Below are 12,942 nucleotides of genomic sequence, written 5' to 3'. Positions count from 1 at the left end.
GTGATGAGCGAATCGCGACTACCGTTATTGAAATTGAAGGTCCAGGGGCTGCTACCTGTAAAGGCGACGTTGACCGCTGTCGTTTCGCCGATAAGGATCGTGGTCGCACCCGTCAGCGTGGCGGTGGGCTTGGGCTTCACCGTTACCTGAACGGGACTAGTACTGCCTTTGATGACAAACTGTGGGCTTTCGCCCACTACGCGCACGAAGTAGTTGCCGCCCGCCGCGCTGTCAGGAATAGTAGCTACGGCATCGCTGCCAGTCGTGACGGTCGGGATAGAGCGGAACCCGGCGTCCTGCTCGGTCAGCGAAATCTGAACATTAAATTTGTTTCCCTGAACGAAATCGCCCGATTGCTGGAATGGCAACGTGAAAGTACTACCCGCACACAAGCTGGCGATGGTGGGGTTGCCCGTGCTGACGGTCGGAATCCTGACCGTAACAATCGCACTACCATTGGGAATACCCTTACCGCAAACATTGGCGACCTCGTTAACCGTGTATGTAGTAGTGGTAGTTGGGCTCACGGTAATTCTCTGCGGATTCTGGGTCACGCCTTTTCCGGTAAGTCCGTTAGAAAGCGTATAATCCCACGGACCATCGCCAGTAAAAGCAACGGTGATTTGGGATGACGCTCCCAGACTAATCGAATTATCGCCGCTGATGGTCGCGGAAGGCAGAGGCTTTATCCGAACATCGATTTTTTCTTTCGGGCTTTCACAGCCGTTGGTTCCGGTTTGGGTGACGTAAAAAGCATAGCTGCCCACGTTGGCCGTGAAGGGCGTAAAGGGGGTAGTCTGCGATTCGGCGGCGGCAGGTTCGCGGTACCATTTCAAGTCTCTTCCTTGCGCAGACAGCGGTTGGGCAGACACGTTCTGGCAGTATTCCACGGGAGTAGTCACGCCGGGCTTGGGAGTAGTTTTCACCAATACACGAATGGATGACCGATCTCCCTCGCAGCCTTCCAGCGTCTGGCTAACGTAGAAATTGAGGTCGCTGCCGTTGTCCGTCGAAGGGGTAGGTGCTACGCCTGAGCGGTTGCCACCGGCAGCGCTCGTGCCGTACCAGTTGAGGGCTGCGCTGTTCTCCGCGCTGGCCATGAGTTGGTTAGGCTTATCGAACTGGCAGTACTCTATCGAGGGCGTTACGCCGGGCAGGGCGGGCAATCGCTTAACGCGCACCCGCGTTTCGGTGCGTCCGCCCTCACAGCCTTTGGCCGTAGTTTGGCTAACGAAATAAGATGTCTCCTGCGGATTCTTCAAATTGACGCTCGGCGAACCGGAGTTGGCATTGCCTCCTGATGCAGCCCCGTACCATTTAAGGTTTTCACCATTGGCCGAAAAGGTGAATGTCTTGTCCTGCCTTTCCTGACAAAATTCCTGAAAAGTCGTTGCGCTGGGCAAGCCGGGCAACGGATTGATCTGCACGTTGATACGGGAGCGGGCACTTTCACAGTTCAGGTCGATGCCATCGATGGTGTAAGTTTTGGTCTGGGAAACGTAGAAGGAGGTCGTATTTACCTGGGCGGTGGAAGGAATTGGTGCGGCAGAAGAAACCGGCCCGCCGCTGGCGGCATTATACCATTTCAGGTTGTCGCCCGTGGCGGTCAAGGGCTGGGCACCTGCGTTTTGACAATATTCTTTCAAAGCTTCCACGCCGGGTAGTGGCGTCGCTCGCACGGTCACTTTGATTGGACTGCGGTCGCCTTCACAGCCGTTGACCGACTGGCTTACGTAGTAAGAAGTTTCTCCGTCGGCAGCCGTGGAAGGTACGGGCGCGTTGCCGCTCGCGGTACCTCCGGTAGGGCTGGTACCATACCAATTGAGCGTTCCGCCCGCCGAAGCTGTGGCCGACAGCGAACTGGCAGGTACGAATTGGCAGTAGGCTAACGCGGCCGATACTGCAGGTTTGACGGGTAGGGGCTTGATGTTGACCGTGACTTTGGCCCGTGGTCCCTCGCAGCCTTTCGCAGTAGTTTGGCTGACGTATCGGGTTACCGGTCCGTTATTTACCAGGCTGATGACTGGGGCAGCCGTAGTTGCCGTGCCTCCTGTAGCGTCGGCGTACCATTTCAAATTGATACCGGTAGCAGCCAGCGTATAGGGTACGTCGGTTCGGGTTTGGCAAAGTTCCTGGTTCGTCACACTGGGAACGCTGGGGAGCGGGTTGATGAGTACCCTGATATCCGACTTAGGGCTTTCGCAGCCAAAGCTATTAGTCTGTGTTACCTGATAGGTCAAGCTCTGAGCGGTAGCAGCGGAAGGTACAGGAGCGGTAGCCGTAGTGCCGCCGCCGGGTAAGTACCACTTCGCAGTATTGCCAGTCGCAATGGTGGCGGCCAAGGCCGCAACTCCGGTCGCTTCCTGACAATACTCTATCACTGAATTGGCTACGGCAGGATTCGCCGGGGTAGGGTTGACCGTCACTTTCAACTCGGCGCGGGTGCTGTTCTCGCAACCGAAGCCGTTCGTTTGTGAAACGAAGTAAGAAGTAGTCCCGGCAGTAGCCGTGGACGGCGTAGGGGTGGTGGTGAAAATAGTACCACCCGAGGCCGCGCTATACCATTTCAGATTGCTCCCGCTGGCGGTCAATTGCGCCGCCGGAACGTTTTGACAGTACACAAGGTCAGCCACTGTAGGCGCGGCTGGGCGCGGATTCACTATCACCTGAATAGTCGCTTTCCGGTCACTTTCGCAGCCGTTTTGGGTTTGGGTTACCGAGTAAGTCGTCGAACCTGCAGCAGCCGTGGAAGGTGTCGGGGCGGTAGTTAGTAGTGTTCCAGAAGCACTGTACCATTTCAACCCCGAGCCGCTGGCGGTGAGGGCGGCGGCGGTTTCGCCTACGCAGTAGGTGATGGGTGAGGTTACTCCCGGTGGATTGGTTCGGGTGATGTCGATAGCAATGGTAGCCTTGTCGCTCTCGCAGCCGTCCACAGTCTGGCTTACTTTGTAGGTCGAGCCAACCGTATTGGAAGGCGTGGGCGCACCGCCCAAGGGCGCGTCATTGGCAGAGTACCATTTGAGCCCCGATCCGGTGGCGGTCAGGGCCGGGATAGTCTCGCCGTAGCAGTAGGTGGAACTAGCCGTGATACCCGGAGCCGCGGGCTTGGGCTTGACGGTGACAGTGATTGTTTTCCTCGGCCCTTCGCAGCCGTTCACGGTCTGGGAAACTTTGTACACCGAGGAACTAGTATTGCTCGGTGTAGGTGCGCCTGACAGTGGGGCATCGGCGGCGTCGTACCATTTCAGGTTGTTACCTGTGGCCGATAGTGGCGAAGCCGCGCTACCCGCGCAGATCTCCACGGGGCTGGCGGCGGTGGGGGCGGCGGGAAGGGCCTTGATTGTTACCGTGACGGTGACGCGGCCGCTTTCACAGCCGTTCAGCGTTTGGCTGACGTAGTAGTTGGTGCTTCCCGCCGAAGCCGTCGAAGGTGTCGGTGCCGCTGCGAGCGGCGACCCGCCCGAGGCTGCCGTGTACCACTTGATGCCCCCTCCAGTGGCGGTCAGAGCGGTGGCGGTGGCCCCCGCGCAGTACTCCACCGAAGTGGTGGTCGTGGGAGTAGGCGTCTGGTTGATATTGGTAGTAATGGTAGCCTTGTCGCTCTCGCAGCCGTCCACGGTCTGGCTTACTTTGTAGGTCGAGCCAACCGTATTGGAGGGCGTGGGCGCACCGCCCAGAGGCGCGTCATTGGCAGTGTACCATTTGAGCCCTGCTCCGGTGGCGGTCAGGGCCGGAATGGTTTCGCCGTAGCAGTAGGTAGAGCTTGCCGTGACACCCGGAGCCGCAGGTTTTGTTTTGATGATGACTTCGATGGTCTTCTTTGTACTTTCACAGCCGTTCACGGTCTGGGAAACTTTGTAGGACGAGGCCGCCGAATTGCTGGGCGTGGGTGCACCAGGAAGCGGGGTATCAGCGGCACTGTACCATTTCAAGCTATTTCCCGTAGCGGTTAATGGGGAAGCGGGGCTACCCGCGCAGATCTCCACGGGGCTGGCGGCGGTGGGGGCGGTAGGAAGGGACTTGATCGTTACCGTGACGGTGGCGCGACCGCTTTCACAGCCATTTAGCGTTTGGCTGACGTAGTAGTTGGTGGTTCCCGCTGAAGCCGTCGAAGGTGTCGGTGCCGCTGCGAGCGGCGACCCGCCCGAGGCTGCCGTGTACCACTTGATGTCCCCCCCGGTGGCAGTCAACGCGGTGGCGGTGGCCCCCGCGCAGTACTCCACCGAAGCAGTGGTCGTGGGTGTAGGCGTCTGGTTGATATTGATAGTAATGGTAGCCTTGTCGCTCTCGCAGCCGTCCACGGTCTGGCTGACTTTGAAAGTGGAATTGGCATTGTTAGGAGGCGTGGGTGCTGCGCTCAATGGCGTGTCGTTGGCGCGGTACCATTTTAATTCGGTACCCGTAGCGGTCAGCGGCGAAAGACTTTCCCCAAAACAGAAATTGTAGCTAGCCGTAACGCCCGGTGGGGCGGGCTTTGGCCTGATTGTAACAACGATCGTCTTCTTTGGGCTTTCACAGCCGTTTACCGTCTGCGATACTTTAAAAGTTGAGGACGTCGTAGGCGTGGGCGCACCTGCCAGCGGGGCGTCGGCGGCGTCGTACCATTTCAGGTTAGTGCCGGCTGCCGATAGCGGCGAAGCCGGACTTCCTTCACAAACCTCCACCGGACTGGTGGCAGTGGGGGCGACGGGCGCCCCCGATACCTGCACGGTGATATTTACTTTATCACTTATGCAACCCGTCGAAACCTGCGCCACGCTGTAATTTTGTGTACCCGCCGAGGCGGTGGAAGGCGTAGGAGCTGCGGCAATCTCGTTACCCGAGGCATTGTACCATTGCAGGGTATTGCCACCCGAAGCGGTGGCACTTAGCTGTGTGGCGGTCGCGCCCACACAATAGTTGTAAGAAGTAGTAGTTACGCCGGGCGGATTAGGCTTTTTACCTATGGTCAGGACGGTTTCCCCCGTGGTGCCAATCACTGCGGGTGCGCTGGACACTACCCGCACCCGGTAACCGCTGCCATTGGGCAAGTCGTCGGGCAGCGTGGCGGTCAAGGGACTTTTATCGCCCGAAGTCGTCAAGGCACGTGGGGAAGAAAAACTACCCGTTGGCCCCGATAACTCGACGGTAAATACATTAGCGGCTCCGAAGTTTCCGGCCTTTTTGAAAGGCACCGAAATGGTAGCCGGGACACACACATTAGAAGTACTCAGGCTTTCGGTATTGATGGTCTGCGCGGCTGACTCACTTATCCATCCCAGTCCTATCAGCCCTCCTAAAATCAAGTGAGTAAAAAGTTTACGTTGCATAACCTACTGTTTTATATGAAGTTAAATGATGTGTGGTGAGAAATGGTCGATAAAGTTAAGTATAATTCTTAAAACCAAAAACGCAGCCCTAAACCGTCAGGGCTGCGTTCGTCATGGATGCATTTCCGACGGGTATTTTCAAGAAGGAATAAGGGCCTCATAGATAATATCGTGAATCTTGCGCCGGGTGCGGTGCGTGGAAATACCCCGGTTCTCCATATCAGGATGAATGCGGTTGGACAAAAACACGAATACCAAATCCTCGTCCGGGTCCACCCAAACTACTGCCCCCGTAAATCCTGTGTGGCCGAACGAATTAACCGAAGCCTTGTCAGACACGTACACGCTGTTGCCGGATGATGGTACCTTGTCCCAACCCAGCCCGCGGTGGTGTCCTTCGTCGGCTAAACGTGCAAAAGCAGGAACCGTGCCAGATTGGAAATATTGCTTCCCGCCGTACTTTCCCTTCCACAAATTCATCTGCATTAAGGTAGCCAGGTCCGTGGCCGTACCGAATAGCCCGGCATGGCCCGATACCCCGCCCTGGATGGCAGCCATTTGGTCGTGAACTGTGCCTTGCAATAATTGGCTACGAAAGCGGTAGTCTTGCTCAGTGGGGGCGATGCGCTCGGCCGGAAACCGCCGCAAAGGATTGAACCCCAAAGTCGGCAGGCCCATCGGTTCATAAAAGGTTTTGTAAGCAAAAATGTCCAGCGGCAAACCCGTCAGTCGCTCCACGACTTTCTGTAAAGTCAAAAAACCCAAATCGCTGTACACGTAGGCGTAATGCCCGGCGCGGTCGCGGCGGTTGTTGAGCGGCGATTCGACGATCCATTTCCAGACCGAATCCCGAAGCATGGATTTGGCAAAAAGTTTTGGCGCTACCTGCAAATAAAAGGAGGTGTCGGCCTGAGCGCTATAATAGTTGGGCAATAGTCCGCCGCCGCCCGTCATGGTGTTTTTCCAGAGAGTAGGGTAGAAAGAAACCATCCCGGAGCGATGCAGCAACAGATCGCGAATGGTGAAATTCTGCTTGTTCGTTCCTTTCAATTCGGGCAGATAGAAAGCCGCTTTCTGATCCAGATCCAGCTTTTTCTGGTCGTATAGCCACATCACCGACTGTAGCGTGGCCGACACTTTCGTAACCGAGGCTACGTCGTAAATCGTCTCGGAGGTCACGCGTGCGGCGGAGCGGTAGTCGAGGCCGCCGTAGGCCTTGGAATACACGATCCTTCCTTTCCGCGCCACGACTACCTGACAGCCCGGAAACACTTTCTGGCCGATTGCCTCAGTTACCACATCGTCGATCTTACGCAGCTTATTCCCGTCCATCCCCACGCTTTCGGGTGAACCGTAGCTGATGCGATCCAGCACGTTGGTTTCGGCAAAAGTACCCGGACGGTAGCCCGCCACCGATACGGGCAGTCGCCCCAAAGCGGGCAATGCCCCAAATAGAATTTGCGACGTTACCTGTTGAGTAGTTTCGTTGTCTTCGTTGGCACAAATCAGCGCGTCAGTCTGCGGGAAAAAGCGGATGCTGTACGGCGTACCGAACAGGCAAAGTACCACTTTCTTATTCGCCTCGCGCAGCCGGGAAACGAAGTTGATCGTGCCATTGGTAATATTATGGCGACGACGCGGCGAGTTGCTGATTTCGTGGACGCCCACTACCACGGCGTCGTAAGGTTGCAAGTACTCCAGCATCTCGGCGATTTCCTTCTCGCTGTTGGGCTTATCCTCAAAAATGAAATGCCTCACCGGGGAGTAGCAGCTCATCATTTTCTGAAAAGCCGTACCGACACCCGCCCCCACCGTCACAGAGGCGACCTTAGCACTTTCCAGCGAGCCAAAAGGCAGCAAGTTGTTTTCATTGCGCACCACCGTTACCGACGCTTCGCTCAATTCACTAGCCAGTTCCTGGCTTTGCACGTTATTGATGTCCTGGTACAAATTCCGGGTATCGATCGGCTTATAATCGCCCAGCCCCGCCCAGTACTTTCCTTGCAAAATGCGCCTGACTTTATCGTCGATGAATTTTTTACTGATCGTGCCGTCCGCCAACGCGTCCTTAATGCGCTGTACGGTTTCGCCCACGCTGGCCGGGTAGAGCAGAATGTCGTTCCCGGCCATGAGGGCTTTCAGGTTCACGTCGGGCGCGCGGCCCGTTTTCAGCACGCCGCGCATATTCATGGCGTCGGTAAAGATCAGTCCCCGAAAGCCCATTTCATTGCGCAGCAGATCGGTCACTACTTTCTGGGAAAGCGAAGTCGCGAGCAGCGGTGTGTTATCCAGCACGGGAACGTACAAATGCCCCGTCAGAACGCCCATCAGGCTATCGGCGATCAGGCGGCGGTAGGGATAAAGGTCGATGTCGCGCAGTTGGTCGGACGAATGGCTCACCACAGGCAGGGTGTAATGCGAGTCGGCGTCGGTATCGCCGTGGCCGGGAAAATGCTTGGCCGTGGAGATAACGTGGTTGCGCTGCAAGCCCTTCATATAGGCGACAGACTTGCGCGTGACATTCTCACGGTCTTCGCCGAAAGAACGGTAGCCGATCACAGGATTGTCGGGATTGCTATTAATATCAGAGACGGGCGCAAAGTTGATCTGAATACCCAGGCGGCGGCAGTGCTGCCCAATCTGATCACCCATACGGTAAATCAGGCTGTCGTCGCGGATGGCACCCAGCACCATCTGTTTGGGGAAAATCATGGCGCTGTCGAGCCGCATTCCCAGCCCCCACTCGCCGTCGATGCCGATGAACAGCGGTACTTTCGACTGCGCCTGATAGCGGTTGGTCAGTAAAGCCTGGCGATAAGGGCCGCCCTGAAAGAAAATTAAGCCGCCCAGGTGGTAGTCCTGAATCAGGCGGTCGATTTGACGGTATTCGATCTCGTTGCGATTGGAGAAAGTGGCGATCATGAAAAACTGGCCGATTTTCTCGTCCAGCGTAAGCGTCTGCAAAACGCTATCCGCCCAGGCACTTTCGGGCAGCACAGTGATGGCTTTCTTATATTTTCTGGTTTTGGAAACCGGAACCGATTCTACTGGGGGAGCAGGCTTGACGACAATAAAAGGCACGGAATCCGTTAACTTCCAGGCGGGTGCCACAATGGAACTTACTGCCAAAGCAATCACCACTCCCAACGCTATTCTGGAAAATCGTACCCGATTTATTCGTCCAAACCAATTACTCATGCTACACGTTAACTCCTAAAATACAAACTATGACAGACGGGGGATTTACCAAAATTGGCCTTCTCGCATTAATATAACGCAATATTGTGAAAAAAACGTGGATTTTGATTCCCTTCGTGGCGCTTATTTCTTTTACAACTTCACTCGCTCAGATTACCAGTGGTACCTATCGGGCGATGCTCAATACCCTTTACAAGAAGAATGTGCCCTTGATAAGCTGCGAAAAGGCTAGCCAGATGACTGGTGCGCTTTTTTTGGATGCCAGAGCTTACGGTGAGTTTAAAGTAAGCCACATTCCCAAGGCCCGCTGGGTGGGTTACGAGGAATTTACGCTGGATAGGGTGAAAGGTATCGCAAAAAACACGCCAATTGTGATTTATTGCTCCGTGGGAGTCAGGAGTGAGAGAGTCGGGAAGAAACTCCTGGACGCGGGCTTTACCGATGTGCAGAACCTCTACGGAAGCCTGTTTGAATGGGTAAACCAAGACTATCCCATCGTAGATGCATCAGGAAAGCCCACTCAAAAGGTACACGCCTACTCCCGTGCCTGGGGCGTGTGGCTTAATAAGGGGGAGAAGGTTTACGAGTGAGGAATAACCTGCCAAACCCCGTACGCGCTGACAATCAGAATTGACGCCACGCTCAGCCAGAAAAATACGTCGTACAGCCGCGAGGGTGTTAGCGATTTGGGTAGTTCGCGGTAGCGGTACACCCACGCCACCCACAGAATCAACAACAGCAGCACCGACGTAGCTACGCCGCCCAAAATCACCATCATGACGGGCGACTGGAAGAACAGGAAAAAGGCGCACCACGCGAAGGGAAACACCCACGAAAAAATGGCGATGGAGCGTCGCCGCTCCTTGACGCTGCCGAACGGCAACCAACCCAACTGTCCAAAAGCATCGCCCCACACCCGCGCCCAACTCGCCGTGGCGGTAAACAAAGTAGAGTACAGTGCCGTAAAAGCTCCGACCAGAAACAGCGTCTCAGCCCAGGGGCCGAGGGTTTCGGTGAAAATCCGCGACAGTACACCGATCATCTGGTAGCCTTCGGGAACCTCTCCACTGCGGTGCAGTACCGCCGCGCCCAGTAAATAAAAGGCCGCCGTGACGATGGTGTAAACTATCATCGACAGTAGGGCATCGAGGTACATGACTTTAATCCAGCCCTTGGCGCGAGCGGCCCAGGCTGCACTGCCGTCGTTGGGGCCAGCATAGGCCGCGTAGCCTTTCTCGATACACCAGTAGTTGTAATACATGATCTCGTCGCCACCCACGCCCGTGATACCGAACGCGCCGAAGGCCACAAGCACCGCCTCCGGCGGCAAATTGAAGCTCAGTCCTTCCTGAATATCCTGCCAGCGAACAGCGAAGGGCGTTCCCTGCAACAAACCCAGCGAAATAAGTACCACCGAGGAGAAAAGTACGATCATCACCAACGAGCCTTTCTCCACCAGGCCGTAGTAGCCCCGGTACACCAGTAAGGCCGTGACGAGTGCCGCCATCAGTGACCAAATGTCCACGGAAAGAGCGGGAAAAGCCATGTTCAGCACAATGGCCACACCGCCCACGATACCGCCGACTTGTAGTAGTTTCAAGCCTTGCAACGACAGCCACAGCCAGATGCTCCAGTGCGCCCGCCCCAGTCGGAGGCCCGGCAGACGGTTGAAGTTGTACATTGTAAAGGTTCCGGTGTAAATGGCGTTTTTGCCAAATTCCAGTTGCAGGGTCACTTTGACTAAACAGCTTACCAGAATCACCCAGAAGGTCACGAATCCCGCCTTGGCTCCCAGCGTGGTAGTGGCGATCAATTCACCCGAGCCGACGATTGCCGCCGACATGATGAAGCCGGGGCCGAGGTACTTCAGTTGCCCGGCGATGGATTTCGGTGGGTCGAGTGGTTGCTGCATGAAAACAAGGGTGAAGGGTGAAACGGTCAAGGGGAAAAGAGCGTTCGCATACCTTGTTACTGATTGATTGCGCTATCTTTGAGCCGTCCGGTTTACCGCCTGAGTAGGGCAAGAATTCATTCCGGCACACGTTTTTAGTCGAGACTCAACTCACTTTTGACCCCACTATTTTTTTGAAAAATTTTCTTAAAAAAAACTGGCAAAAAGCCAATCGCCCCGGTCGTGGCCGATTTTGGCGGCGGCTCTTATTTGTCGGCAGTAGCCTGGCGGCCGTCGGACTTTCGCTCGGGATTTTGTTTTTCTTCCTTATTATTCTGGGCTTTTTTGGCGAAATGCCTTCGGGGAAGGAGCTGAAAAATAAGCGCAACGATACCGCTTCCGAGGTGTATTCGGCCGACAGCGTGCTACTGGGGAGGTACTTTCTTTACGACCGTACCAATATCTCTTACAGCGACATCGACACCAGCGTGATTGCTGCCCTCCTCGCTACCGAGGATGCCCGTTTTTACAAACACCACGGCGTCGATTCGCGCAGTTTGGCGCGGGTGTTGGTCAAGACGCTTTTACTGCAAAAGGAAAGTTCGGGTGGCGGTAGCACGATCTCGCAGCAGCTCATCAAAAACCTCTATCCGCGCCGGAATCGCCTAATTCTGGATATGCCAATCAACAAAGCGCGGGAGATGATCTTGGCCCGACGGCTGGAATCGGTATTTTCCAAGCAGGAAATCCTGGAATTGTACCTGAATACCGTTTCGTTTGGCGGTACGATTTTCGGGGTAGAGCGGGCAGCGCGGTACTTTTTCGACACCCCGGCCAAGCGCCTGGAGCCCGAGCAAGCCGCTATGCTGGTCGGGATGCTAAAAGCCACAACTTCTTACAATCCGCGCAACCATCCCGAGCGGGCCAAGAAGCGGCGCAATTTGGTACTTAGCCAAATGGAAAAGTACGGCTACCTCACGTCCGAGAAGGCTGAATCTTTGAAAAAGAAGGCACTGGTAACCAAGCGGGGCAAACTACCCGAGCGGGAAAAAGAGGAAAACCTCGCGCCCTATTTTCGCGAGAAGCTTCGTGTAGAACTGGCCGAATGGTGCGCCAACCAATCCAAACGCGGCGGCGATCCCTACAACCTTTACACGGACGGTCTGAAAATTTACACGACCATCGATGCCAAAATCCAGCGTGAGGCCGAGCGGGCGGTGGCCCGTCGCATGGCCAGCTTGCAAAAACAATTCAATGCCCACTGGCAGGGTCGAAATCCTTGGGGCAACGACAAGACGGTGCTGGAAAACGCCATGCGCCGCTCGCCGCGCTACCGACGCATGAAGGCGGCAGGGGCTTCGGAAGCAGAGATTGAAAAATCTTTCCAGAAACGCCGCACGATGCGGCTTTATACCTGGGGTGGTAGTGTCAGCCGCACGATGAGTCCGCTGGACTCGCTGGCCTACTACGCCAAATTCCTGAACACCGGGATGGTGTCGATGGAACCCGAAACGGGCTTTGTGCGGGCGTGGGTAGGCGGGATCAACCACAACCTATTCAAGTACGACCACGTGACCTCCAAGCGGCAGGTCGGCTCTACTTTTAAGCCGATTCTGTACGCCGCCGCGCTGCAAAAGGGCATTCAACCCTGCAAATATATCGAGAACAAACTAACTACCTACGAGCAGTTCGAGGACTGGTCGCCGCAGAACGCCGATAATAAGTACGGTGGTCGCTATTCGCTGGAAGGGGCACTGTCTAATTCCGTCAACACCGTTTCGGCGCAGTTGATTATGCGCGTAGGTGTCCCGACGACCATCCGCATGGCCCGTGACCTGGGCATCGAGAGTGACCTGCCATCCGTACCGTCGCTGGCGCTGGGTACGGCGGATATTTCGCTGCTCGAAATGGTGGGTGCTTACTCGGTCTTTGCCAACGAAGGCCGCATAAGCCAACCCGTTTACGTGACCAAAATCGTGGACAGCGGCGGGCGCGTACTACGCGAGAACAAGTCGCAACGCCACAAACTCATCCTGGCGCGCGACAACGCCGCCGCCATGTTGCACATGATGCAGGCCGTCGTGGACGAAGGCAGCGGGTCACGGCTTCGCTCGACCTTCGGCCTGTCGATCGACATCGCGGGAAAAACAGGAACTACCCAAAACCAAAGCGACGGCTGGTTCATCGGCATCACGCCGGGTCTGATCACGGGCGTATGGGTCGGTGGCGAGAGTCCGCTGGTGCGCTTCCGCAGCCTAAGCCTGGGGCAAGGCTCGCGTACGGCGCTACCCATCTGGGGCGAGTTCATTTCGCGGTTGGTCAAAGCGGGCTTCTTCAAGGACAAAGAACCCTTTGCGCCACTTTCGGAACGACTGCAAAACCGCCTGAACTGCGCGCCCTTCCTGGAAGACGAGCCGACGTTTTTTGACAAAGTAAAGGACGCGCTGCCCTTTGACTTTCCTACCAAAGAAGAACGGCAGGAAAGGAAAAAGAGCCGGAAAGAACGCCGGGCGGAAAAACGCGCAGAGCGAAGGCGGGATAGCG

Annotated in this window: 5 protein-coding genes; 2 read left to right on the top strand and 3 right to left on the bottom strand. The window is 55.9% G+C overall.

Translation table 11 applies throughout. The features are described from left to right. Both ACEW8P_RS25385 and ACEW8P_RS25380 read right to left on the bottom strand, forming a co-directional pair. On the bottom strand, positions 1 to 5,309 hold a 5,309-nt coding region (locus ACEW8P_RS25385), incomplete at its 3' end, for a hypothetical protein (RefSeq protein WP_373515859.1). Positions 5,310 to 5,447: 138 nt separating this feature from the next. Then, positions 5,448 to 8,447: a glycoside hydrolase family 3 N-terminal domain-containing protein gene (locus ACEW8P_RS25380; RefSeq protein ID WP_373515858.1), complete on the bottom strand. Its 3,000-nt coding sequence runs from the start codon at positions 8,445 to 8,447 to the stop codon at positions 5,448 to 5,450. A 146-nt stretch (positions 8,448 to 8,593) separates the two neighbouring features. Between ACEW8P_RS25380 and ACEW8P_RS25375 the strand changes: the two genes are divergently transcribed. Beyond that, positions 8,594 to 9,097: a rhodanese-like domain-containing protein gene (locus tag ACEW8P_RS25375; RefSeq protein ID WP_373515857.1), complete on the top strand. Its 504-nt coding sequence runs from the start codon at positions 8,594 to 8,596 to the stop codon at positions 9,095 to 9,097. Here the strand turns inward: ACEW8P_RS25375 and ACEW8P_RS25370 are convergent. After that, positions 9,088 to 10,419, bottom strand: a complete 1,332-nt coding sequence (locus ACEW8P_RS25370) for an Nramp family divalent metal transporter (protein WP_373515856.1) — start codon at positions 10,417 to 10,419, stop codon at positions 9,088 to 9,090. The two genes, ACEW8P_RS25375 and ACEW8P_RS25370, sit on opposite strands and share 10 nt — an antisense overlap. Before the next feature lie 173 nt (positions 10,420 to 10,592). Here ACEW8P_RS25370 and ACEW8P_RS25365 point away from each other — a divergent pair. Continuing rightward, a partial coding sequence (locus ACEW8P_RS25365; protein ID WP_373515855.1) for a transglycosylase domain-containing protein occupies positions 10,593 to 12,942 on the top strand: 2,350 nt, incomplete at its 3' end.

Origin of the sequence: Persicitalea sp., assembly GCF_041751555.1 — a bacterium.
In the GTDB taxonomy this organism is placed as follows: domain Bacteria; phylum Bacteroidota; class Bacteroidia; order Cytophagales; family Spirosomataceae; genus Persicitalea.
Note: the sequence above shows the minus strand (reverse complement) of the source record. Positions and strands in the feature narration are given on the sequence as shown.